The following is a 22,400-nucleotide window of genomic DNA, read 5'->3' on the forward strand; positions in this document are numbered from 1 at the left end:
ACCACTTTGGACGAATTGTCGACGTCAGCGCCGCCCCTCATTGCCCTGCCGGGCATTTCTCCCCGTATAGAGACGGGGAGAAAGGGCGGCCGGCATCTCGGAGCCCTTTCTGGACGCTGGTGACTGGCGAAAGCGGTGATGAAAGCTCCCCTCTTCCCGTCTCTATACGGGAGAGGATGCCGGCGGGCAGGTGAGGGGCGGCGCCGACGCCGGGGAAGAGTTCGAAACCGAGCGCCTGGGAAGAACAGGTCAACTGGCCAACCAGTGCTACTGATGCCTCGCAACGCGGTGTAAAATCAGCCGATGCAAAATCGCTTCCTGCCTTACCTCCTGACCTTGCCCAGTCTGTTCCTGGCGGCGGTGGTCATCTTCTGGCCGGTCTGGGACCTGATCCAGATCGCCACGCATGACGTCAATCGCTTTGGTCAGCTGCGCGAGTTCAGCGGTCTTGCCAATTTCGCCGCGCTGGCCGCCGATCCCGACTTCGTCGCCGCGCTCTGGCGCACGGGGCTGTGGACGGTGCTGGTGGTCGGCGGCGCGCTGCTGCTCTCGGTCCCGGTGGCGATGATCCTCAACACCGATTTCTATGGCCGTGGCGTTGCCCGCGTCATCATCATGCTGCCATGGGCAGTGTCGCTGACCATGACGGCCGTGGTCTGGCGCTGGGCGCTGAGCGGTGAAAGCGGCATGCTGAATTCGGCGCTGATCGGACTTGGCCTGATCGACCATAACATCCAGTGGCTTGCGAGCGCCGAGACGGCGTTTCCGATGCAGGTGCTGATCGGCATATTTGTGACGGTGCCGTTCACCACGACGATCTTTCTCGGCGGTCTGTCGTCGATCCCGGACGATCTCTACGAGGCGGCGGCGCTCGAAGGGGCAACGCCGCTGCAGCAGTTCCGCGAGATCACCTTTCCGCTCCTGAAACCCTTCATCAACATCGCCATCGTGCTCAACACCATCTACGTCTTCAACTCGTTCCCGATCATCTGGGTGATGACGCAGGGCGGGCCGGCCAACTCGACCGATATACTGGTCACCCACCTCTACAAGCTGGCATTCCGCATCGGCAAGCTGGGCGAAGCCTCGGCGGTCTCGCTGGTGATGTTCGCCATATTGCTGATCTTCACCATGATCTATGTGCGCCTTGCCATGCGGGAGCAACGCGCATGAAGGCCAAGCTGAAGCGCACCATCATCGCCTGGCTGCTGCTGGCGCCCTTGATCGTGGTGACGATCTTTCCCTTCGCGGTGATGTTCCTGACAGCGGTCAAGCCGCGTACCGAAGTGCTGACGCCGACCTGGTGGCCGAGCGAGTTCCGGTGGTCGAATTTTGCCGACATGTGGGTGGCGACCGGCTTCGGCCGGGCGCTGGCCAATTCGCTCTATGTGTCTGTCATCGCCACCGTTGGCGCCATCCTCATCTCCGTCCCGGCGGCCTATGCCATGTCGCGCTTCCGCTTTGCCGGATATGGAGCGTTCCGCCAGTTCCTGCTGATCTCACAGATGATCTCGCCGATCGTGCTGGTGCTCGGCCTGTTCCGGCTGATGGCTGCCTGGGGACTGGTCGAATCGACCACCGCGCTCGGCTTCATCTACATGGCCTTCAACGTCGCCTTCACCGTGTGGATGCTGCAGAGCTATTTCGACACCATTCCGCGCGATCTCGAGGAAGCCGCCTGGATGGAAGGCGCCGGCCGCTGGCTGACGCTGCGAAAAGTGTTCCTGCCGCTCTGCCTGCCGGCGATCGCGGTGACGGCGATCTTCACCTTCATCAATGCCTGGAACGAATTCGTCGTGGCGCTCACCATGCTGCGCAGCCAGGAGAGCTATACGCTGCCGATCCAGGTGTTCTCGCTGGTTGCCGGGCGCTACACGATCGAATGGCACCATGTCATGGCGGCGACGCTGCTGGCGACGCTGCCGGTGGCGATCCTGTTCATCTGGCTGCAGCGCTATCTTGTCCGGGGCTTGGCGCTCGGGGCTGTCAAATAGCAATCCCAGCAATTCCAGGAAAAGTGCCCAGCGGTTATCCGTCCGGAATTGCGAAAACAAGAAGTCCACGGAGTTTTCATGCGTATCTTCACCGCCTCGCTGGCGACGGAAACCAACACCTTCTCGCCGGTGCCAACCGACCGGGCCTCTTTCGAGATGGCGTTCTATGCCGGGCCGGGCAAGCATCCGGAAACGCCGACCCTGTGCTCCTCGCCGATGGTGGCGCTGCGCCGCCGCACGGCCGCCGAAGGCCTGACCGTGATCGAAGGCACCGCCACCTGGGCAGAGCCCGGCGGCCTCGTGCAGCGGCAGACCTATGAGGCGCTCCGCGACGAAATCCTCGGCCAGCTCAAGGCCGCCTTGCCGGTCGATGCCGTCATTCTGGGCCTGCACGGTGCCATGGTGGCGCAAGGCTATGACGACTGCGAGGGCGACCTGCTTGAGCGCGTGCGTGGCATTGTCGGGCCTGAGGTGGTGATTGCCTGCGAGTTCGATCCGCACAGCCATCTGACACCGAAGCGCGTGGCGGCGTCCGACATCATGGCCTATTTCCTCGAATTCCCGCACACCGATTTCTACGAGCGCGGCGAGCATGTCGTCGAGCTTGGCCTGGCTGCGGCGCGCGGCGAGATCAAGCCGGTCATCTCGACCTTTGACTGCCGCATGATCCAGGTGCTGCCGACCAGCCGCGAGCCGATGCGCTCCTTCGTCGACCGCATCAAGGCGCTGCACGGCAAGGACGGCGTGCTGTCGGTCTCGGTCATCCACGGCTTCATGGCCGCCGACGTGCCCGAAATGGGCACGCGCATCCTTGTCGTTACCGACAATGACAAGGCCAAGGGCGATGCGCTGGCGGAGCGGCTTGGACGCGAGCTCTATGCCATGCGCGAAACGGCCGCGATGACGATGCTGAGTACGGCCGACGGCATCGATCGGGCGCTGGCCGTGCGCAAGGAAAGACCGGGCAAGCCGGTGGTCATTGCCGATATCTGGGACAATCCCGGCGGCGGCGTTCCCGGCGACGGCACCTTCGTGCTGCGCCAGATGCTGGCGCGGGGCCTGGACAAGTTCGGCGTGGCGACGATCTGGGATCCGATCGCGGTGACTTTCTGCCAGGCGGCCGGCGAGGGTGCCGTCATCGACCTGCGTTTCGGCGGCAAAGCCGGCCCGCAGGCGGGCGAACCGATCGATGCACGCGTCAAGGTACTAAAAGCGGTTGCCGAGGGCTGGCAGAGTTTTGGCCCGAGCCGGGTGACATTGGGGCCATCAGCGGTGGTGCGCATCGAGGGCACGGAAGTCGATGTGATCCTGAACACCAATCGCACCCAGACCTTCGAGCCGGATGTCTTCTCCAACATCGGCGTCGATCCGCTGTCGAAAGACATATTGCTGATCAAGTCGACAAACCATTTCTACGCCGGCTTCGAGCCGATCGCCGCCGAGATCATCTATGTCGCGGCGCCGAGTTCCTATCCCAGCAATCCGGCGGCGACGAATTACACGAAGCTGACGCGGCCGGTGTGGCCAAGGGTAAAGGATCCTTGGGTCGGCAGCCAAGGGTAACGAGGTGGACGTCGGCGCCGACTTCGGCGATTGCCTACACCAATCCGCGCTTGACCATCATCGCTTCCGGCGACGGCATTTTGCCGCGAAACGCCGTGTAGAGCTCTTCCGGATCCTTCGAGCCGCCGGCGGCGTAGATGTTCTTCCTCAGCCGCTCGGCCAGCGCCGGGTTGAAGGGGTCTCCGGTTTCCTCGAAGGCGGCGAAAGCATCGGCGTCCAGCACCTCCGACCACATGTAGGAATAGTAGCCGGCCGAATAGCCCTCGCCGTCGAAGACATGGCCAAAATGCGGGGTGCGATGGCGCATGGCGATCGTATCCGGCATATGCAGCGTCGCAAGCGTTTCGGCCTCGAAACGAAGCGGCTCTTCCGGCGCGTCGGGCCGTGCATGGTAGGCCATGTCCATCAAGGCAGAGGCGGTGAACTCGACGGTGGCGAAGCCGGCGCCGAAGGTGCGCGTGGCCAGCATCTTGTCGAGCAGCGCCTTCGGCATCGGCTTGCCGGTCTTGACATGCAGCGCGTGCTTTTCCAGAACCGCCGGCACCGTCAGCCAGTGCTCGTAGAGCTGCGAGGGCAGTTCGACAAAGTCGCGGCTGACCGAGGTGCCTGACACCGACGGCCAGGTGACGTCGGTCAGCATGCCATGCAGCGCATGGCCGAATTCGTGGAACAAGGTCTTCGCTTCGTCGACCGACAGCAAAGCCGGTTCGCCCGCTGGCGGCTTGGCGAAGTTCATGATGTTGTAGATCACCGGCTTCGAGCCATGGCCAAGCTTGTAACCGGACTTCAGCGCGCTCATCCAGGCGCCGGAGCGTTTTGACGGCCGCGCGAAATAGTCGGCGAGGAACAGGCCGCGCTCACTGCCGTCGGCATTTTTGACCACGAAGACGCGCGCGTCCGGATGCCAGGCGGCGATGCCTTTCTTCTCCTCGAACGTGACGCCGAACAACCGTGTCGCGACGTCGAAGCAGGCGTCGATGACGCGGTCGAGCTGCAGATAGGGTTTCAGCTCCGCCTCGTCGAAAGCGAACTTCTCGGCGCGCAGCTTCTCCTGGTAGAAGCGCCAGTCCCAGGCGGCGAATTTTTCGTTGCTGCCGGCCTCGGCAGCCAGACGCTCCAGCTCCTTCTGGTCGGCGGCGGCTTTTTCCAATGCCTTTTCCCAAACCGGGTCGAGCAGCGCGTGCACCGCCTTCGGTGTCTTGGCCATGGTGTCGTCGAGCTTGAGCGCGGCGAAGGAGGCGTAGCCGAGCAGCTTCGCCTTTTCGGCGCGCAGCTTCAGCATGTCGCGCACCACGGACGTGTTGTCTGACGCTCCGCCGTTCTGGCCGCGCATGGTGAAGGCGCGATAGGCGATCTCGCGCAGGTCGCGGCGTTCGGAGAAGGTTGTGAACGGCTCATAGATCGAGCGCGACAGGGTGACGGCGTAGCGGCCCTTCTGGCCGCGCATCTCGGCGGCCTCGGCCATCGAGCTTTTCACGAAATCCGGCAGGCCGGCGAGATCGGCCTCGTCGAGGAACAGTGCCCAGTCGCGCTCGTCGGCCAGCACGTTCTGACCGAAAGTCGTGCCGAGCGACGACAGCTCCTCGTTGATTTTGGCCAGCCGCGTCTTGCCGTCCGCGTCGAGCTTGGCGCCGGAACGGACGAAGCCTTTCCAGGTCTTCTCCAGGACGCGCAGCGTCTCGGGATCGAGGTCAAGGCTCTCGCGGCGCCGGTAGAGATCGTCGATGCGGGCAAACAGCTTCTCGTTCATCGAGATGGCCGAGAAGTGCCGCGACATCTTCGGCGAAATATCACGCTCCAGGGCCTGGATGGTTTCGTTGGTGTGAGCGCCGGCGCGGCACCAGAAGATCGATGAGACATGATCCAGCGCCTCGCCGCCGAGCTCAAATGCGGCAAGCGTGTTCTCGATGCTCGGCGCATCCTTGTTGCCTGATATCGCGTCGATCTCGGCCTCATGCGCCTTCAGCGCGGCGTCGAAAACGGGAGAAAAATCACCGTCGCCAATATGGGCGAAATCGGGCAGGCCGAGCGGCCCTCGCCACGCGGTCAACGGATGGGCGGCGAGATCGACGGCTTTCGGAGAGAGCATGGAGGGTCTTTCGCTGGCGTCAGGAAGGAGGGTGTCACCGATGTAGGGCGCGGTCCGCGGGCCCGCAATATGCCAGTTGGCCGCTCCGCCTCAGTAGCCCTCGCAGTTTTCAGCGATTGCCGCCTGCGAACTGGCGGTGATGCGGTTGTCGCTCACCGCGAAGGTCTCCTGCATCAACATATCATTGTCGGGGAAGTCGTAGCAGGCGATCACGGTGGTGACCCCGCCTTCGGTCTTCTCGATGCGGTGGCGGATCGCGGCTCCCGCAACCGCACCTTTCCATTCGTCGAGCGAGGCGATGAATTCCTGCTTGCTCTGGACAACGCCGAGGTCGTCGAGCTTGATGCGGACGTCGTCGGCGAGCAGGTCCGCCAGCTCGGTGCGATCGGCGACCAGCAGCGCCGAATACCAGCGGCTTATGATGGCGCGGTCATCGGCGCGAGCGGCAACGATCGCTATCATCAGCGCGGCCGCCGTGAAAACGACCGGCCGGACACTCATCGCCTGCCGCGCCGTACCGTTCATTCCAGCACCGGCCGCTCGAAATCGCCGGTCTCCTTGTTCATCACCCAGAGCTCGCCGGTCGAAATGTCGAACCAGGCTCCGTGCAATGACAGCCGCCCCTTGCCCTCAAGGATTGAGACGCAGGGAAAGGTCCTGAGATTGGCGAGGGAGTAGCGGATCGAGATGCGCTCCAGGGCCGTCTGGCGTTCCGTCGCCGTCATGAAGGTGCTGGCCGACACCGTCTCGGCGGCCGGCGCGATCAGGCTCATCCACTTGCCGATGAAGTCGCCGGGAGACAGCGGCGCGGAGTTGGTGTCGAGCGCGGCCCGGATGCCGCCGCAGCGGCCGTGGCCCATGACAACGATATTCTTGACCTTGAGGCTCTGCACCGCGAATTCGAGCGCGGCCGAGGTCGAATGGAACTCGCCGTCCGGCTCGTAAGGCGGCACCAGATTGCCGACATTGCGCAAGACGAAGAGTTCGCCGGGGCCGGCGTCGAAGATCGCCTCGGGCGCGGATCGCGAGTCGCAACAGGCGACGATCATGGTCTCGGGCGCCTGGCCTTCGCGGGCGAGCTCGCGATAGCGGCCGCTCTCGGTGAGGTAGCGGCCGTTCATGAAATTGCGGTAGCCGGCGAGGAGGTGTTCGGGAAGATGAGGCATGGGCGGCTAAGGCCTTTCCGGGTTGGAGGCGGCAGCTCGTTGCGGTCGAGGAAAGCCTCTAACGGCAAAAACCCGTTACGAGCAATGCAGAATTGTAGGGGCTAGCTATAAATGCCATGCGCCAGAGCGGGACGCCCGCCGACATTGTCACGCCCAAATGGCGACCGGTATGCCAAAACCGTCAGCGCGAGGCGGGTCGGGAAACGGCTTCGCGTCGCCGCTGGCGATGCGGCCGGCAATCAGCATCATGGCCGCCGCATCGAGGAAATCGTCGGCGGCCGCACCACGTGGCGGCAGCTGGTCGAGGAAATCCATGTCATAGCCGTGCCGGCAAAGCAGCGCCTTGCGCTCCGCCATGCCGGCCAGATTGACGCTGCCCTTGATCTTCTTCGGCAACCGCATGGCCTGATCGCCGTTCAGGCGACAGAAGGCGACTTCCGGATGCGATTCGAAGATGCGGCCGCGCAGTTCGGGCCGCGCGATCAGCAATGTGTCGATCTCGCGGATTTTCGAAAAGATGCCGAAGGCCTGGATGGAAACGCCGCGCGGCGGGTTGGATGTGGCCTTGGCCGCTTCGCTTGCCCTGATATGCGCCGCGTACCAGGCTTCGATCGTGGTGAAGCCGCTGGTGTCGGCATAGAGCGCGGCACGGGACGGAATCGAGAAGACGCTGGACTGGCGAGGGCCAAGCAGCGGCCGCACCAGCGCTTCCGGCCCGCGTCCGCCCTTTTGCGAAAATTCCGGTAGACCGATCGGCATGTCGACGGCGACGATCGCGTCATCGGGGATCGCCGCCAGCAGGGCGGCGAACGAAGGGAACACATCGACCGAAGGCGCCGTGTCTGGGTCACGACGTGTCGAACCGGGTTCGCTCCGCACGGCGATCCAGCCGGCCTTGCAGCCATCGGCGCCGACGAGCACGACCTTGGCCGGGGTCACGCCCGGCGGTCCCGCCCCGGATGCGTGAGGTGGCGAAGCTGGACCATGGCCATCGGGTGCGACAGGCTCTGCGCGTCGGTTTCGAGCTGCAACTCGTCGCCGCCGCGTTTTGCGGTGCGCGCCAGGATTTCGTAGACCGCCGCCGTCGTCGACTGCAGCGCCTTGATCGCCGGCTGGCCGGACAGGATGCGCGCCAGGTAGACCGCTGCCGTCAAGTCGCCAAGGCCGTTCGGCGGCTTGTCGATCAGGCGGTGTTCGGCCAGCAGCGCCTGGGTGCCGTCGAGCAGCAGATTGCCTGTGCCGCCTGACATCATCGACGGAGCCGAGGTGACCAGCATGGTCGACGGTCCGGCATGGAGTGCGGCCGAGATCACCGATTTCAGATCGGGCAGCGGCGCGCCGGCCATCCATTCCAGCTCATAGCGGTTGGGCGTGGCGATGTCGGCGATCGGCATCAGCCGGTCGCGCATGGCGGCGGCGGTGGGCTCGGGCACGTAGAGGCCGCCGGAATCACCCATCACCGGATCGCAGATATAGACGGCATCGGGCGTCCTCGCCTTGACCGCGGCGACCAGCGAGGCGACCGCCTCGGCCTGGCCGGCCTCGCCGAGATAACCCGACAGCACGGCCCCGACCTCACCCAGCCACGGCGCGCGCTCCAGATCGGCCATCAGCGCCTTGAACTGGTCGAGCGGCGGCACGATGCGGGTCGCGCGGCCATGGCCGGGATGCCAGGGCAGGGTGACCGTAGGTACGGCCCAGACCGGAAAGCCCAGTGTCTCCAGCGCGAAGACGGCCGCGCGGTTGCCGACGGAGCCGCGGGCGACATGGCTGGATATGACGATGACCGCGCGCGGCGCGTCGGCTTTTTCGGCGCTCATTGTCTCTTGATTCCTAGCTGCCCCGGGTGAGGAAAAGCACGAGCCAGACCATCAGGCCCAGCGCCAGAAGCAGGCCGAGTATCCTGCCAACACGCGTACCCCAGACTTCGATCGGATCCGTGCGATCGGCATCGGCCGCGGAGACGTGGTCGCGCATGCCTTTCGTCGTCCGTGCCACGAAAGAATTGCCGGCCGGATCGGTCTCCTGCGCGACGCGCTGGAGGATACGGCGCGATTCGCTGTCGCTGTCCTGGCGTTTCGCCATGATGATATCCCGTTCTGATCGAACCTTATCGCGTTCACCGGGCCAATCACAGGGCCTTGCGCGGGCACAATTCATGCCGAGCCTGCTTCAGAGGCCGAGGCCGTTTTCTTGCGCGCCGATTGTGGTAATGCTTCGGATGCAACTTCTATCGAGGGATCCCTTCATGCTTGCCCAGCGCCTTGCTCGACCATCGACATTTCGCACGTTGCCCGCCTTCCTGATGATGGCAATCGTGCTGCCGCTGCTTGCCGGCTGCGGCTACAACACGATCCCGACGGCGGAAGAAAACGCCAGGGCGGCATGGAGCGAGGTGTTGAACCAGTATCAGCGCCGCGCCGACCTCATTCCCAATCTGGTCGAGACGGTCAAGGGCTATGCCTCGCATGAAAAGGACACGCTCGACGCGGTTGTCCAAGCGCGCGCCAAGGCGACGCAGATCACGGTGACGCCCGAAACGCTGAAGGATCCGGAAGCCCTCAAGAAGTTTCAGGATGCCCAGGCCGGGCTGACCAGCGCGCTGTCGCGGCTGATCGCGGTGTCAGAAGCCTATCCCGACCTCAAGGCCAACCAGAATTTCCTGGCGCTGCAGGCGCAGCTCGAAGGCACGGAGAACCGCATCGCGGTGGCGCGGCGCGACTACATCCAGGCGGTCAGGGACTACAATTTGACGCTGAAGACCTTCCCGTCGGTACTGTGGGCGACATTCTGGTTCCGCGGCAACGAGCCCTTCGCCAACTTCACCGTCGACGAAGACAAGATGCAGCCGCCGAAGGTCGATTTCGGCACGAAGCAGGGCGGGTGAACGGCGACTGTCCTCGGAACGAATTCCCGAAAAGACGGACCGCCGGCGTGCAAACACTCCCCTCTGTCCTGCCGGACATCTCCTCCTCAAGGGGGGCGCTACGGAACGCCCACCTTTCCTTTCTTGGCCTTCTTGCCGGCATCCTCTTCCTCCCGTTCGCCGCCTTCGCCGCCGATCTTCCGGCGCTGACCGGCCGCGTCGTCGACAATGCCGGCATCATCGATGCCGGCACACGTGCGGCGCTGACCCAAAAACTCGCCGACTTCGAGACCAAGGGCTCGGACCAGATCGTCGTCGCCACCATTCCCAGCCTCGGCGGCGAGGAGATCGAGCCCTACGCCAACCGGCTGTTCCGCTTCTGGAAGCTCGGCCAGGCCAAGGAGAACAACGGCGTCCTGCTTTTGGTCGCGCCAAACGACCGCAAGATGCGCATCGAGGTCGGGTACGGGTTGGAAGGCACGCTGACCGACCTGCACACCAAGCTGATCATCGAGAACGACATGGTGCCGGCCTTCCGCGCCGGCGATTTCCCGGGCGGCATCTCCAAGGCCGTCGACGACATGATCATGGTGCTGGAGGGCAATCCGGAAGAACTGGAAGCGCGCGGCAAGCGCAACGAGCAGGCACCATTCAATTCCGACGACCTGTTCTTCGCCATTTTTATCGGCATCTGGGCGATCATTTTCTTCGGCAGCATCGCGGCCTCGGTCCTGCCGCCGATCTTCGGCCAGAAACTCGGGCCCGGACGCTATCGCTGGCTCGGCATGACCTTCGAGCCGCACCGGCGATCATCGTCCGGCGGCTGGTCGTCCGGCGGCGGCGGTTGGTCCTCCGGCGGAGGGTCCTCCGGTGGCGGTTTTTCGGGCGGCGGCGGTTCGTCCGGCGGCGGCGGCTCCTCGGGAGGCTGGTAAGGCCATGGCCAGAGCCAGAGCTGCCGTCCCTTCAATGCCCGGCCAATGCGCTTCGCGGCTGCGCCTGGCCTTAATCATCCTGGCGTCTCTGCTGCTTGCCTCGATCGCCGCCGTGGCCGCCGACCTTCCGGCTCTCACCGGCCGCGTTGTCGACAATGCCGGCATCATCGATGCCGGCACACGTGCCGCGCTGACGCAGAAGCTGGCGGACTTCGAAACCAAGGGCTCCGACCAGATCGTCGTCGCCACCATTCCCAGCCTCGGCGGCGAGGAGATCGAGCCCTACGCCAACCGGCTGTTCCGCTTCTGGAAGCTCGGCCAGGCCAAGGAGAATAACGGTGTCCTGCTTTTGGTCGCGCCAAACGACCGCAAGATGCGCATCGAAGTCGGCTATGGGCTGGAAGGCACGCTGACCGACCTGCACACCAAGTTGATCATCGAGAACGACATGGTGCCGGCCTTCCGCGCCGGCGATTTCTCCGGCGGCATCTCCCAGGCCGTCGACGACATGATCATGGTGCTGAACGGCAATCCGGAGGAGTTGGAGGCGCGCGGCCGGCGCAATCCCGCCGACAGCAGCACCCCCATGGATCCGGTCGTCGCGGTGTTCCTGATCCTGTGGGCGACGATGTTCTTCGGTGGCCTGGCAATGGCCTTCCTGCCGCCGATGTTCGGCACAAAGCTGTCGCCGGGCGTGTATCGATGGCTGGGCATGACGTTTCGTTATGGCCAGGGTGCGGGCGGATCATCCGGAGCCAGCGGCTGGACGAGGTCGTCGGGCGGCGGCTGGTCCTCGGGTGGTTCCGGCAGTGGCTGGTCGTCGGGGTCAAGCAGTGGCGGCGGGTTTTCCGGTGGCGGCGGCTCGTCCGGCGGTGGCGGTTCTTCAGGAAGCTGGTGAGACAAGATCATGGCGACACGACCGATCAGCCCGCAGGATCATGAGCGCATCGCCGCTGCGATCCGCGCCGCCGAAGCGCAAACCGACGGCGAGATCTACTGCGTCGTGGCGCATGCCAGCGATGGCTACTTAGCTCCCGCAGCCTTGATGGCGACCCTCGGCATGCTGGTCGTCAGCCTCGCGGTCGCCTATGGGCTGGAGGCCTGGTGGCTCACCATCCGCCTGCCACATTTCATCACCGCTCAGTTGCTGGCCATGGCCTGCGTGCTGGCCCTGTTGTGGACGCTGCCCGGCCTGCGCATCCATATGGTGCCGCGTCGGCTGCGCTATCAGGCTGCGCACGCCAATGCGGTCAAGCAGTTCCTCGCCCGCAACGTCCACCGCACCACGGCGCGCACCGGCGTGCTGATCTTCGTCTCGATCGCCGAGCGCTACGCCGAAGTGGTCGCCGATTCGGGCATCGCCGCCAAGGTCGGCCAGCATGTCTGGGATGGCGTGGTGCGCGATCTGACCGCGCATGCCGGCCACGATCGGCTTGCCGACGGTTTCGTCAAGGCGATCGAGGGGGTCGGGGCCGTGCTGGCCGAGCACTTTCCGGTTACTTCGGGCGATACCAACGAGCTCGACGACCATCTGGTCGAAATCTGAAAAGCCCTACCTGCAAACGCTACTCAGCCGGACGCCTGACGCGGCTTTCTGCGCTTCCGATGCCCACGGACCTAAAAGTCCGCTGGGTTTCGGTACTCGAAAGCCGCGCCATCCGCCTCGGCTGAGCGCGTTTTCAGGCTGGCTTTGGCCAATGTCGGCAGTGTCATGATCGTCTGTGCGAAAGCGGACCATCGGCCGCCGGGACTCTTGCAATCGGGCGATGCGGGTTTATGGTTAACAAATCATGAATACGCTGACGATCGACATTCGGAAGGCAGACCCGCGCGATGCCGGCGCCATCGCCGAAGTGCACCTCGAGGCTTGGCGCGGCGCGTATAGCGGAATCATTCCGCACCGCACGCTGACATCTATGATCAACCGTCGCGGAAGCGACTGGTGGGCCAACGCTATCCGCCGCGCCGCCACCGTCCTGGTCGTCGAGATCGGCGGCACGATCGCCGGCTACGCGACGATCGGCAAGAACCGCGCCAAGGAACTCAAGCAGCAGGGCGAGATCTACGAATTGTACCTGCGCCCGGAATATCAGGGCATCGGGCTCGGCAGGCGGCTGTTTTCGGCGGCCAGGGCACGTCTCGCCGACCACGGGCTGAAAGGCATGGTGGTGTGGGCGCTGGAAGACAACCAGAACGCACTTGCCTTCTATGCCGGGGCCGGCGGCCGCGACATCGCCGAAGGGGTCGAGATTTTCGAGCAGAAGGCGCTGAAGAAGGTCGCCTTCGTCTGGGAGTGACCGCCTGGGGATGATCGTGGGAGGCGCAGTCCCGGGCTCACGCACATCACGACGCTGAAACATCTTGTGCCGATGATTGAACGGGTCGACCGCCATCGCGTCTCGCCGGACGCCTGTAAGCACCATTCGCCGCATTGCACCATTTTGCGCCGCCCGCTATCTCCTGCCGACCGAGAGAGGGACAAAAGACATGCGCATCGAAGCCATAGCCACCGGAAAGAATCCGCCTGAGGACGTCAATGTCATCATCGAGGTGCCGATCGGCGGCGAGCCGATCAAGTACGAGATGGACAAGGAGGCCGGCACGCTGTTCGTCGACCGCTTCCTGCACACCTCGATGCGCTACCCCGGCAATTACGGTTTCGTGCCGCACACGCTGTCGGGCGACGGCGACCCGATTGACGTGCTGATCTGCAACACGCGCGCCTTGGTGCCGGGCTGCGTGATCAACGTGCGGCCGATCGGCGTGCTGATCATGGAAGACAATGCCGGCCAGGATGAAAAGATCATCGCGGTGCCGTCACCGAAGCTGACACTGCGCTACGAGAACGTCACCGAATACACGCAGCTGCCCGACATCACGCGCCAGCAGGTGCAGCACTTCTTCGAGCACTACAAGGATCTGGAACCCGGCAAATGGGTCAAGATCGAGGGCTGGCATGATTCCAAATACGCCAAGAAGATGATCATGGACGCTATCGACCGGGCGAAGGCGAGCAAGTAGCTCGCGGTCAGTTATCGACCCGGCCGAAAGCCGGCACGTCGCCAATCACCACGCGCTTGTCCTTGCCGCAGGCGAAGCCTTTCGCCTTCTCGTCGGCGATCTTGCGCGCCTGGTCGTTGGCGGCGGGGTTACCGGTGGCCAACACCAGGCCGACGGTGCAGCCGTCCCGGGCGTCCATCTGAGCGACCTTGGCGACGAGCAGCACCTCGGTCTTCTTGGTCTCGTCCTCGCCATTGCTGATCGAGCGGCGGTGGATGACCGCGAACGGCACGGCTTTGTCGCCATTGGTTTCGACACGCCACTCGACCTTGGCTCCGGACGAATTCAAGGCGGAAAAACTTTCCCAGGTGGACGTCATGTCGCCGCCGGGCGGAAAACCATAGAACAGCGATTCGCGGGCGTCGTCATATCCGACCAGCACGGGATAGCCGCGATAGCCGGAGCAGGCGAGGTCGGCCCAGTCGCCGTCGCCCTGCTCGGCCTGCGCATAGGTCACGCAGTCCTTCTTCCAGTCGAGGTCGGTGTAGGTGCTGGAAATGTCGCCGGCCTGTGCCGCCTGGCAAAGGCCGGCCAAGGTGAGCGGGATCAACAGGCTGCGCATGGCGGAGATCTCAGTTGGAGGTCGTCCCAGCGTATCGCCAATCGCTATTTCTTCAAGCTGGCTTCGATCAGCAGGTCGGCGTTGCGGGCAACCGACTGCGCGGGGCCGCCGAGGCCGAACAGTTGGCCGCTGATATAGGCGCCTTCGATAAGCAGCAGCAACCCGTCGCCCAGCGTGTCGGGGTCTTGCGCGCCCATCGCAGCCGCCATGGCGCGCAGGCGGCGGCGCAATTCCTGCTTGTTGGCCTCGCTGACGACGCGAGCCGGATGGCTGTGGTCGGGATATTCGACCGCCGCATTGGTCATGCCGCAGCCGCGATAGTCCGCCACTTGCGTTCGCTTGCCGATACGGGTCAGGAAAGCCTTGATCTGAGCGCGCGGGTCGCCGGGGTTGGCGGCGACGACCTCGTCGAAACGCTCCCAATATTCAAGATCGTATTGCCTGAGGTAGGAGGCGGCCAGCTCGTCCTTGGAGGGAAAGCTGCGATAGAGGCTTGGCTTGGTGACGCCGGCACGCTTGACGATTTCGTCGACGCCGATCGCCCGGATACCGCGCCGGTAGAACAGGTCATAGGCCACGTCGAGGATCTTCTTGGCGGCCTTCGGTGGCGCCGACGCATGACCGTCGCTGATGGTCAGTTCAATATTTTTGTCGCTTGGCATCATGGGACTCGATTGACAATGTTACCGATCGGTACGTATACATGCTCCTACCTTGCAACGTACCGGTCAGTAACATGATAGCTCAATCCCGTCCCTTTGGCCAGCGCTACGCTTTCGTGGTGGTGGGCGTCATCTTCCTCTGCCTGCTGATCGCGGCCGGCCTGCGCTCGGCGCCTTCAGTCATGATGCTGCCGCTCGAAAACAGCTTCGGCTGGCGGCGCGACGTCATTTCGCTGGCCGCGGGCGTCGGCATCCTGCTCTATGGGCTGACCGGTCCGTTCGCCGCGGCGCTCATGGAACGCATCGGGCTGCGCCGCACGCTGCTGGCGTCGCTGGTGGTGATGTCGGCTTCGACCACGCTCAGCCTGCTGATGACCAAGCCATGGCATCTGTTCATCACCTGGGGCGTTTTTTCCGGCATCGGATCCGGCGCTGTCGCCAGCGTCCTTGGCGCCACCATCGTCAACCGCTGGTTCAAGACCAATCGCGGTCTTGTCATGGGGCTGATGTCGGCCTCCAGCGCCACCGGCATGCTGATTTTCCTGCCGCTGATCGCCTCGCTCGCCCAGACAGGCGGCTGGCAGCCTGTCGTCATCGCTGTCGCGATCGCCACCGCGGCGTTGATCCCTCTGGTCTGGTTGCTGGTGCCGGAGCGCCCGGCCTCGATTGGCATGGTGCGTTATGGCGCCGAGGCGGATGATGTGCCGCCGACTTCGCCCGCGTCACAGGGCAATTTCCTGGCGCATACGCTCAGCACGCTGCGCCGCGCCGCTGGCACGCGGGTTTTCTGGTACCTGTTCGCCACCTTCTTCGTCTGTGGCTTCACCACCAACGGGCTGGTCGGCACCCATCTGATCGCCTTCTGCGGCGACATGGGCATCGGCGAGGTGCAGGCCGCCGGCCTGTTGTCGATGATGGGCATTTTCGACCTGATCGGCACCACGCTGTCCGGTTGGCTCACCGACCGCTACGATCCGCGCAAGCTGCTCGGCGTCTACTATGCCATCCGTGGCCTGTCGCTGATCTATTTGCCCTATTCAGGTTTCTCGGCAACCAGCCTGATCATCTTCGCGGTGCTCTATGGCCTCGACTGGATCGCCACCGTGCCGCCGACTTTAAGGCTCGCCAACGAAGCCTTCGGCGACCGCAGCGGGCCGATCGTGTTCGGCTGGATCGTGGCCGGCCATCAGGTGGGTGCCGCCACCGCTGCTGCCTTCGGCGGCACCATGCGCGAACTGCAGGGCAACTACGAACTGGCGTTCCTGATTGCCGGCATGACGGCGATCGCGGCGGCTTGTATTTCGCTCCTGATCAACACCAGCCGGCCGGCCTTCGATCCCGAACCGCAGGCGGCTTGAGGCGCGTCGATAATTCAGGTGAGGCCGGCCTGCAAACGGCGGATTCCTGCGCTTCTCCGTTCTACTGCGTCGCAGTAGAACGGAGCTCACGTACAAAATGTACGCTCCGCTCGGATTCTCGAAAACCATTATTTTCGGCCCGGCCTGACCTGAATCTCAACACACCTCAGCGTGTAAGAACGGGCGCGAACGGTCAGTCGGGGTAGCAGACCATTGGAATGTTGGGCCAGACCGCCGCGTCGCAGTTGGCGCTCGCCTGTCTCTGCTTGAAGGCGGCACTGACCGGCCCGGTCACCACGGGGTCGACGCCGTCGGGCGCGTCGGCAAAGGCCTGTTGTGCGGAAGGCGCATCAGCCGGCAGGACAGGGCGCGTTTCCTCCAGCGTCGCGGCCGACTGCGCGGCGTTGGCCGCCAGCAGCATCGCAAAGGCGGCGGAAGCGATAAGCGGCCAAAATCGGTTGAGTCTATCGGTCATCACGTTCGAACTGTCCGGGCCCTGAAAAGGTTCCCGCCTTGGTTAACAAAATCATTTCACACGCAGATGCTTAAGATTTGATGAGTATTTGGTGTCGCGCGTCCCCTTTCGCAACTGCGAAAAACCCTGTATGAGCCGCGCAACCGAAAGAGGCAGCGCCCTTGGCCTGCTGCCTGCAACGCTTCCGAGACCAGAATCATGAACCTCCGTAATATCGCGATCATCGCGCACGTCGACCATGGAAAGACCACCCTGGTCGACCAGCTTTTGAAACAGTCCGGCTCCTTCCGCGACAACCAGCGCGTCGCCGAGCGCGCCATGGATTCCAACGATCTCGAAAAGGAACGCGGCATCACCATCCTGGCCAAGGCGACCTCGGTCGACTGGAAGGACACGCGCATCAACATCGTCGACACGCCCGGTCACGCCGATTTCGGCGGTGAGGTCGAGCGCATCCTGTCGATGGTGGATTCGGCCATCGTGCTGGTCGACGCCGCCGAAGGCCCGATGCCGCAGACCAAGTTCGTGGTCGGCAAGGCGCTCAAGGTCGGCTTGAGGCCGATCGTCGTCATCAACAAGATCGACCGGCCGGACGCGCGCCATGTCGAGGTGGTCAACGAGGTGTTCGACCTGTTCGCCGCGCTCGACGCCACCGACGAGCAGCTCGACTTCCCGATCCTCTATGGTTCGGGCCGCGACGGCTGGGTGTCGGAAAATCCGGAAGGCCCGAAGGACCAGCAGCTTGCGCCGCTGTTCGACCTCGTCATCAAGCATGTGCCGGCGCCCACCGTTCATCCCGGCCCGTTCCGCATGATCGGCACTATCCTGGAAGCAAACCCGTTCCTCGGCCGCATCATCACCGGCCGCATCGAGAGCGGCACGCTGAAGTCCAACCAGGCGGTCAAGGTGCTGCACAATGACGGCACCCAGATCGAGACCGGCCGCATTTCAAAGATTCTCGCTTTCCGCGGCCTCGAGCGTCAGCCGATCGAAGAAGCGCAGGCGGGTGACATCGTCGCCATCGCTGGCCTGTCCAAGGGCACCGTCGCCGACACGTTCTGCGACCTGGCGGTGACCGAGGCGCTGCATGCACAGCCTATCGATCCGCCGACCGTGACCATGTCCTTCCTCGTCAACGACAGCCCGTTGGCCGGCACCGAAGGCGACAAGGTGACCAGTCGCGTCATCCGTGACCGTCTGCTGCGCGAGGCCGAAGGCAATGTCGCGCTGAAAATCGAAGAATCGCCCGACAAGGATTCGTTCTTCGTTTCCGGCCGCGGCGAATTGCAGCTCGCCGTCCTGATCGAGACCATGCGCCGCGAAGGTTTCGAGATCGCCGTCTCGCGTCCGCGCGTCGTCATGCAGAAGGGCGAGAATGGCGAATTGCTGGAGCCGGTCGAGGAAGTCGTCATCGACGTCGACGAGGAGCATGCCGGTGTCGTCGTGCAGAAGATGTCGGAACGCAAGGCCGAAATGGTCGAGCTGCGTCCCTCGGGCGGCAACCGCCAGCGCATCGTCTTCCATGCGCCGACGCGCGGCCTGATCGGCTACCAGTCGGAACTGTTGACCGATACGCGTGGCACCGCCGTGATGAACCGGCTGTTCCATGCCTACGAGCCCTACAAGGGCGAGTTGCCTGGCCGCACCAACGGCGTGCTGATCTCCAACGAACAGGGCGAGTCGGTGGCTTACGCCATGTGGAACCTTGAAGATCGCGGTCCGATGGTCATCGATCCCGGCGTCAAGGTCTATCAGGGCATGATCATCGGTATCCACAGCCGGGACAACGATCTCGAAGTGAACGTGCTGAAGGGCAAGAAGCTGACCAACATCCGCGCCGCCGGCAAGGACGAGGCGGTCAAGCTCACCCCGCCGATCCGCATGACGCTGGAGCGCGCGCTGGCCTGGATCCAGGACGACGAACTGGTCGAGGTGACGCCGAAGACCATTCGCCTGCGCAAACTCTATCTCGACCCGAACGAGCGCAAGCGTTTCGAGAAGTCGTCGAAGGCGGTCGGCGCGGCGTAAAGTTTCCCTTTCCGAGAGTTTGAGAGGGCGGAGCACTTGTTCTCCGCCCTCTTTCGTTCATCCACCAGCGGCCGAGATGATGGTCCGCCGGTCGGGCTCGCTGGCGAGATCGATGCGGATTGTCGCTCCCTCTCGGACCGGTTTGCGCAGGGCCTTTGCTCCATCCGGCTCGATGGTCAGCAGCCTCCGCTCGTCCAGCGCCCGAAGGCGCGACCGCGAGATGCCGAGTTCGTTGGCAAGCAGCCGGTCGAGCCTCAACGATACCGGTATTTCCAGACCAAGCCGGAGATCCAGCACCGTCGCGCCTTGCTTAATCCCGCCGATCACCTGCTTGCGCACGACGACGTCAGGGAACTCTTCGACGCGTCCCACCTGGTTGCGCAGGGCGACGATGTCGAAGGCATGGCTCCGGACCAGTGCCGGATCATTGCTTTCGAGCGCCGCCAGCAGTGCCGGCGCGATATCGCGCCGGTTGCAGCGCTCGAAAATGCCGAAATTCCAGGAATTGTCGCAGTCGACGCAGCGATAGATCAGCCACACGTCGATGCGCTTGCCGTTGGCGTTGACGCGGAATTTCTCGCTGCAGCGGTAGGCTTTCACGAAGCCACAGCGATTGCAGTTGATCAGGGGTCGTGGTGCGATTTCAGGCGCGATCGTCCAGTGGACGCGCAGGGCGCAAGACATGCCGGTAAGTCCTTCCCGTTGGGAAGTTCATCCGGTCGGCGCTATCGAGATGCCCATGCGGGCGCGGCGTGGCGGGTGGCTGCGGAGATTGTGACATCAGGTGTCGCTGGCGGTAAGCCGAGCGACAGCGGTTCAGCAGTGCCAAACCGGTCTCGAACCGCCGCCCAGAGGAACACATCAAAAACAAACAGGCACCGCTGATGCAGCGCCATGCAGGTGTGTCGGGGGAGTTGACGAGACCGGTGGTTACTGGGGCAAAGTGAAGCTCGAAATTGTTTCGCGGCGGCCCTTCTAGCGGCGTGACGCTGGGGCTGCAAGGGGCTCCGCAAGTCACGCCGTAGGGGTCGGCGCCCATGGCCCATATTGTCTTGCCTTTGCCAGAGACGCAGCTGTCGGGTTATTGTGGTTGGTGAAGCCCTGACGCGGAGACCCTTGCCATGCACCTCGCCTCGCTGCTGATTTTCGCCGCCGCCTTGTTCGTGGCCGCCGGTTCGCCTGGCCCATCGATCGCGGCGCTTGTCGCGCGCGTTATCTCGAAGGGGTTTCGCGATGTGTTTCCGTTCCTGCTTGCCATGTGGATTGGCGAAGGCATCTGGCTGTCGCTGGCGGTGTTTGGGCTGGCCGTGGTGGCGCAGACCTTCCATTTCGCTTTCGTCGTTGTGAAATGGATCGGCGTTCTCTACCTGGCCTATCTCGCCTGGAAGATGTGGACGGCGCCTGTCGACGCCAAGGAGGGCGAGATGCCGCGTGAGGATTCGGCCGGCAAGCTTTTTTTCGCCGGCATGGCCGTCACGCTCGGCAATCCCAAGATCATGATGTTTTACCTGGCGCTGTTGCCGACCATCATCGACCTCGCTTCGGTCAGTCTCGTCGGCTGGGTCGAACTGACGGCGACCATGGCGGTGGTGCTGATCGCCATCGATCTCGCCTGGGTGCTCGCCGCCTCGCAGGCGCGCAAGCTCCTCAGGAGCAAGCGCGCCATGAAGATCGCCAACCGCGTCAGCGCCACGACGATGGCCGGTGCGGCGGCGGCCATCGCGGCGCGGTAAGGCTATCTGGGCAAGACGCCGGCCGCAGGCATGGCGGCCGCCTTCGGCGCCTGCGGTCCGCCGGAATAGAATTTCGAGGCCGGGTTCTCCTGCATGAAATCGTAGGCGACCATGCCGAGCGGCCGCTTTTGCCGTTCCGATGCCGCCTGGTGCCAGGGGATCACCTGGCGCAGCGCCTCGAGCGCCGCGGTTGGCGCCTCGCCGAATTTCCGCTGCGGGTTCTGCGCTTTGCGGATTTCCATCCAATAGCTTGCCGTCAACAGGTCCTGCGCCAAGAGATGGAAGGATATGTCGACCGCCTCGCGGGCGCGTTGCGTCTTGATGCGGGTCTGCCCTTCCAGATCCTCGACGGTGGCGACGATCGCCTGGCCATTCGGCGTCACCGGCGTGCCGAGGTCGGCCAGTTCCTGCCAGAGATCGGTCGGCAGATAGCCATCGAAGGTCGGGATGTCCTTGCGCTCGTCGGGCTTCAGCACATCGATCGGCTTGATCACGGTAAAGAAGGGATTGCGGAAGCGCTCGATGCGCTGCGCCACCGCGACACCGAGATTGGTGAGAGAGATGGTGAAAGCCTCGACCTGATTGGCCATGGGATAGGGATCCCAGTTGGCGTTGGAGAAGATATAGCCGGACTTGCCGCCGCTCAGCGGCCCGCCCTTGATATAATATTTCATGAATTGCGGCGTGCTCAGCTCCGGCGAGCTCTGCGGCGTCAGGCCCGGCAGCACGGCCGGATTGTGATCCGACGAATTGATGGAGAGCAGCACGGATTGGCGCAGATCCGCCCAGGCCTGCCAGGCCGAGCCCTGGCGCTGGCTGGAGGCGCGCATGCTTTCCGGATCCTGGATGATGCGGGCCTGATCCTCGTCGAAGAGATAGCTGCCCTTGATCATGTCCATGACCCGCGCGGCATCCCATGTCAGCCATGGGTAAGGCCGCATGGATTGCACGGGTGCGGAAATCGGCGTCACGCTGGAATTCATGCCGTTCAGCCCCATGGCGTAGCTGAGGTCGGTCCACTCCAGCAGTTTTCGGGCGTCCTCCAGCAAAAGCACGGCCTGTGCCTGTGCGTAGGCGTTGGTGCTGATCAGCGCGGCCTGGTCGGCGGCGAAAGGCTCGAGAGGCTTCAGACCGGCCTGCGAAAGGGCCTGTGTGGCCGGCATGCGGACGCCATCGAGATAGGCTTCGCCTTCCCCGACCATGGCCGCGCCGATATTGCCCAGCGTCGCGAGGTCGCCTTCGCCGAGCGTGCCGCGCGATTGCACGACCGGCGTCACCCGCTTGTTCAGCATGTCGACCAGCATATGCGTCAGCTGCGGGCTGGCAGCCTCGTAGGACATGGTGTTGGCGCGGATCGCCATGATGGCGCGTACCAGCGCTTCTTCCTGCAGCTCCGGCCCGTAGCCTCTGTTGACGCCGCCCTTGAAGCGGGCGAGCTGCTGATCCTTGAGCAGCTTACTGTTTTCCGGCGTCGTCGGATCGCCCGAGAAGATCACCGTCTCGCGCTGGTCGCCGGCGCCACGGTTGAACCAGTAGATGGTGACACCTTCGGCAGCACCTTCGAGCAGCAGGCCATAAGCGTCCGCCGAACGTTGCAGCGCCTCGGGGCTGAGCTCGACCTTGGCGCCGTTGCGAGCGATGTCGATGACCTGTTCGACGGTCAGGTCATGGCCAGTCAGCGTTATCGTCTTGGCCGCGGCTGTCTCGAAAATGGGCTGGTAGGCTGTCACCGCCTCGAAGGCGTGGGCGGGTGGAGTGGCAAGCGCCAGCGTCATGGTCAGGGCGCGGAGAAAAACCCCGGGTTTGGCAATTGCATCAAGCATAGGGGGACTCCCATTCACGAAGCGTTGGCCTCGGGCATCAAGTTCACCCCTCGGAAATTTTGTTTCCCGGAAAACTAGCCGGCGGCATT

23 protein-coding genes are annotated in these 22,400 nt (G+C 63.9%); 12 read left to right on the top strand and 11 right to left on the bottom strand.

Going from position 1 to position 22,400, the window contains the following annotated elements; translation table 11 throughout:
- Positions 1-303 precede the first annotated feature (303 nt).
- From FJ543_RS08240 to FJ543_RS08250, 3 genes are all read left to right on the top strand, one after another.
- Positions 304-1,173: a sugar ABC transporter permease gene (locus FJ543_RS08240; protein ID WP_140874648.1), complete on the top strand. Its 870-nt coding sequence runs from the start codon at positions 304-306 to the stop codon at positions 1,171-1,173.
- Complete coding sequence (locus FJ543_RS08245) at positions 1,170-1,994, top strand: carbohydrate ABC transporter permease (protein ID WP_015315119.1); 825 nt, start codon at positions 1,170-1,172, stop codon at positions 1,992-1,994. The genes FJ543_RS08240 and FJ543_RS08245 overlap by 4 nt, the downstream gene beginning before the upstream one ends.
- A gap of 78 nt (positions 1,995-2,072) precedes the next feature.
- Complete coding sequence (locus FJ543_RS08250; RefSeq protein WP_140874650.1) at positions 2,073-3,557, top strand: M81 family metallopeptidase; 1,485 nt, start codon at positions 2,073-2,075, stop codon at positions 3,555-3,557.
- Positions 3,558-3,591: 34 nt separating this feature from the next.
- Here FJ543_RS08250 and FJ543_RS08255 read toward each other — a convergent pair whose 3' ends face one another.
- From FJ543_RS08255 to FJ543_RS08280, 6 genes are all read right to left on the bottom strand, one after another.
- Complete coding sequence (locus tag FJ543_RS08255) at positions 3,592-5,646, bottom strand: M3 family metallopeptidase (protein WP_140874652.1); 2,055 nt, start codon at positions 5,644-5,646, stop codon at positions 3,592-3,594.
- Between the two features lie 90 nt (positions 5,647-5,736).
- Positions 5,737-6,171: a nuclear transport factor 2 family protein gene (locus FJ543_RS08260; RefSeq protein ID WP_140662500.1), complete on the bottom strand. Its 435-nt coding sequence runs from the start codon at positions 6,169-6,171 to the stop codon at positions 5,737-5,739.
- Entirely contained in the window at positions 6,168-6,812 is a 645-nt protein-coding gene (locus FJ543_RS08265; RefSeq protein WP_140616544.1) for a carbonic anhydrase, read from the bottom strand. Before FJ543_RS08265 ends, FJ543_RS08260 begins: the two co-directional genes overlap by 4 nt.
- A gap of 147 nt (positions 6,813-6,959) precedes the next feature.
- The gene (locus FJ543_RS08270; RefSeq protein ID WP_140874654.1) at positions 6,960-7,751 is read right to left on the bottom strand and encodes a DUF429 domain-containing protein; all 792 of its coding nucleotides are present in this window, start codon (positions 7,749-7,751) and stop codon (positions 6,960-6,962) included.
- Positions 7,748-8,632 (bottom strand): pyridoxal kinase PdxY, encoded by an 885-nt coding sequence (gene pdxY, locus FJ543_RS08275; protein ID WP_015315125.1) that lies wholly within the window; start codon positions 8,630-8,632, stop codon positions 7,748-7,750. Before pdxY ends, FJ543_RS08270 begins: the two co-directional genes overlap by 4 nt.
- A gap of 13 nt (positions 8,633-8,645) precedes the next feature.
- Entirely contained in the window at positions 8,646-8,897 is a 252-nt protein-coding gene (locus tag FJ543_RS08280) for a hypothetical protein (RefSeq protein WP_015315126.1), read from the bottom strand.
- A gap of 163 nt (positions 8,898-9,060) precedes the next feature.
- Here FJ543_RS08280 and FJ543_RS08285 point away from each other — a divergent pair, with 163 nt between their 5' ends.
- From FJ543_RS08285 to ppa, 6 genes are all read left to right on the top strand, one after another.
- A complete protein-coding gene (locus FJ543_RS08285) occupies positions 9,061-9,699 on the top strand; it encodes a LemA family protein (RefSeq protein ID WP_015315127.1) in 639 nt (212 codons plus the stop codon).
- A gap of 140 nt (positions 9,700-9,839) precedes the next feature.
- Entirely contained in the window at positions 9,840-10,610 is a 771-nt protein-coding gene (locus tag FJ543_RS08290; RefSeq protein WP_224592212.1) for a YgcG family protein, read from the top strand.
- 4 nt (positions 10,611-10,614) lie between these two features.
- Positions 10,615-11,508, top strand: a complete 894-nt coding sequence (locus tag FJ543_RS08295; RefSeq protein WP_181173944.1) for a YgcG family protein — start codon at positions 10,615-10,617, stop codon at positions 11,506-11,508.
- 9 nt (positions 11,509-11,517) lie between these two features.
- Entirely contained in the window at positions 11,518-12,156 is a 639-nt protein-coding gene (locus FJ543_RS08300; protein WP_140719844.1) for a TPM domain-containing protein, read from the top strand.
- 244 nt (positions 12,157-12,400) lie between these two features.
- Complete coding sequence (locus FJ543_RS08305; RefSeq protein ID WP_015315131.1) at positions 12,401-12,907, top strand: GNAT family N-acetyltransferase; 507 nt, start codon at positions 12,401-12,403, stop codon at positions 12,905-12,907.
- Positions 12,908-13,097: 190 nt separating this feature from the next.
- Positions 13,098-13,631, top strand: coding sequence for an inorganic diphosphatase (gene ppa / locus FJ543_RS08310; protein WP_140616548.1), 534 nt, complete (start codon positions 13,098-13,100; stop codon positions 13,629-13,631).
- Between the two features lie 7 nt (positions 13,632-13,638).
- Here the strand turns inward: ppa and FJ543_RS08315 are convergent, their stop codons facing one another.
- Positions 13,639-14,232 (bottom strand): hypothetical protein, encoded by a 594-nt coding sequence (locus FJ543_RS08315; RefSeq protein ID WP_015315133.1) that lies wholly within the window; start codon positions 14,230-14,232, stop codon positions 13,639-13,641.
- 44 nt (positions 14,233-14,276) lie between these two features.
- The gene (locus FJ543_RS08320) at positions 14,277-14,894 is read right to left on the bottom strand and encodes a TetR/AcrR family transcriptional regulator (RefSeq protein WP_140874656.1); all 618 of its coding nucleotides are present in this window, start codon (positions 14,892-14,894) and stop codon (positions 14,277-14,279) included.
- Positions 14,895-14,968: 74 nt separating this feature from the next.
- Between FJ543_RS08320 and FJ543_RS08325 the strand changes: the two genes are divergently transcribed.
- Entirely contained in the window at positions 14,969-16,252 is a 1,284-nt protein-coding gene (locus tag FJ543_RS08325) for an MFS transporter (protein ID WP_181172862.1), read from the top strand.
- Positions 16,253-16,445: 193 nt separating this feature from the next.
- Here FJ543_RS08325 and FJ543_RS08330 read toward each other — a convergent pair whose 3' ends face one another.
- The gene (locus tag FJ543_RS08330; protein WP_140874660.1) at positions 16,446-16,727 is read right to left on the bottom strand and encodes a hypothetical protein; all 282 of its coding nucleotides are present in this window, start codon (positions 16,725-16,727) and stop codon (positions 16,446-16,448) included.
- Positions 16,728-16,925: 198 nt separating this feature from the next.
- On the opposite strand from FJ543_RS08330, the gene typA reads away from it, so the two are divergent.
- Positions 16,926-18,755, top strand: a complete 1,830-nt coding sequence (gene typA / locus FJ543_RS08335) for a translational GTPase TypA (RefSeq protein ID WP_015315136.1) — start codon at positions 16,926-16,928, stop codon at positions 18,753-18,755.
- Between the two features lie 57 nt (positions 18,756-18,812).
- On the opposite strand, the gene FJ543_RS08340 is transcribed toward typA, so the two are convergent.
- Complete coding sequence (locus tag FJ543_RS08340) at positions 18,813-19,439, bottom strand: DUF1062 domain-containing protein (RefSeq protein ID WP_140874662.1); 627 nt, start codon at positions 19,437-19,439, stop codon at positions 18,813-18,815.
- Between the two features lie 437 nt (positions 19,440-19,876).
- On the opposite strand from FJ543_RS08340, the gene FJ543_RS08345 reads away from it, so the two are divergent.
- The gene (locus FJ543_RS08345; RefSeq protein WP_140616554.1) at positions 19,877-20,488 is read left to right on the top strand and encodes a LysE family translocator; all 612 of its coding nucleotides are present in this window, start codon (positions 19,877-19,879) and stop codon (positions 20,486-20,488) included.
- A 2-nt stretch (positions 20,489-20,490) separates the two neighbouring features.
- Here the strand turns inward: FJ543_RS08345 and FJ543_RS08350 are convergent, their stop codons facing one another.
- Positions 20,491-22,311 (bottom strand): aromatic amino acid ammonia-lyase, encoded by a 1,821-nt coding sequence (locus FJ543_RS08350; RefSeq protein ID WP_140874664.1) that lies wholly within the window; start codon positions 22,309-22,311, stop codon positions 20,491-20,493.
- Positions 22,312-22,400 lie beyond the last annotated feature (89 nt).

Source organism: Mesorhizobium sp. B2-5-7 (assembly GCF_006440875.1).
GTDB lineage: Bacteria > Pseudomonadota > Alphaproteobacteria > Rhizobiales > Rhizobiaceae > Mesorhizobium > Mesorhizobium australicum.

Excerpts from the sequence above, each read along its gene's own strand:
- FJ543_RS08240 (WP_140874648.1), top strand. The coding sequence starts at position 304 with ATGCAAAATCGCTTCCTGCCTTACCTCCTGACCTTGCCCAGTCTGTTC.
- FJ543_RS08245 (WP_015315119.1), top strand. The coding sequence starts at position 1,170 with ATGAAGGCCAAGCTGAAGCGCACCATCATCGCCTGGCTGCTGCTGGCG.
- FJ543_RS08250 (WP_140874650.1), top strand. The coding sequence starts at position 2,073 with ATGCGTATCTTCACCGCCTCGCTGGCGACGGAAACCAACACCTTCTCG.
- FJ543_RS08255 (WP_140874652.1), bottom strand. The coding sequence starts at position 5,646 with ATGCTCTCTCCGAAAGCCGTCGATCTCGCCGCCCATCCGTTGACCGCG.
- FJ543_RS08260 (WP_140662500.1), bottom strand. The coding sequence starts at position 6,171 with ATGAACGGTACGGCGCGGCAGGCGATGAGTGTCCGGCCGGTCGTTTTC.
- FJ543_RS08265 (WP_140616544.1), bottom strand. The coding sequence starts at position 6,812 with ATGCCTCATCTTCCCGAACACCTCCTCGCCGGCTACCGCAATTTCATG.
- pdxY (WP_015315125.1), bottom strand. The coding sequence starts at position 8,632 with ATGAGCGCCGAAAAAGCCGACGCGCCGCGCGCGGTCATCGTCATATCC.
- FJ543_RS08280 (WP_015315126.1), bottom strand. The coding sequence starts at position 8,897 with ATGGCGAAACGCCAGGACAGCGACAGCGAATCGCGCCGTATCCTCCAG.
- FJ543_RS08285 (WP_015315127.1), top strand. The coding sequence starts at position 9,061 with ATGCTTGCCCAGCGCCTTGCTCGACCATCGACATTTCGCACGTTGCCC.
- FJ543_RS08295 (WP_181173944.1), top strand. The coding sequence starts at position 10,615 with ATGGCCAGAGCCAGAGCTGCCGTCCCTTCAATGCCCGGCCAATGCGCT.
- FJ543_RS08300 (WP_140719844.1), top strand. The coding sequence starts at position 11,518 with ATGGCGACACGACCGATCAGCCCGCAGGATCATGAGCGCATCGCCGCT.
- FJ543_RS08305 (WP_015315131.1), top strand. The coding sequence starts at position 12,401 with ATGAATACGCTGACGATCGACATTCGGAAGGCAGACCCGCGCGATGCC.
- ppa (WP_140616548.1), top strand. The coding sequence starts at position 13,098 with ATGCGCATCGAAGCCATAGCCACCGGAAAGAATCCGCCTGAGGACGTC.
- FJ543_RS08315 (WP_015315133.1), bottom strand. The coding sequence starts at position 14,232 with ATGCGCAGCCTGTTGATCCCGCTCACCTTGGCCGGCCTTTGCCAGGCG.
- FJ543_RS08320 (WP_140874656.1), bottom strand. The coding sequence starts at position 14,894 with ATGCCAAGCGACAAAAATATTGAACTGACCATCAGCGACGGTCATGCG.
- FJ543_RS08325 (WP_181172862.1), top strand. The coding sequence starts at position 14,969 with ATGATAGCTCAATCCCGTCCCTTTGGCCAGCGCTACGCTTTCGTGGTG.
- FJ543_RS08330 (WP_140874660.1), bottom strand. The coding sequence starts at position 16,727 with ATGACCGATAGACTCAACCGATTTTGGCCGCTTATCGCTTCCGCCGCC.
- typA (WP_015315136.1), top strand. The coding sequence starts at position 16,926 with ATGAACCTCCGTAATATCGCGATCATCGCGCACGTCGACCATGGAAAG.
- FJ543_RS08340 (WP_140874662.1), bottom strand. The coding sequence starts at position 19,439 with ATGTCTTGCGCCCTGCGCGTCCACTGGACGATCGCGCCTGAAATCGCA.
- FJ543_RS08345 (WP_140616554.1), top strand. The coding sequence starts at position 19,877 with ATGCACCTCGCCTCGCTGCTGATTTTCGCCGCCGCCTTGTTCGTGGCC.
- FJ543_RS08350 (WP_140874664.1), bottom strand. The coding sequence starts at position 22,311 with ATGCTTGATGCAATTGCCAAACCCGGGGTTTTTCTCCGCGCCCTGACC.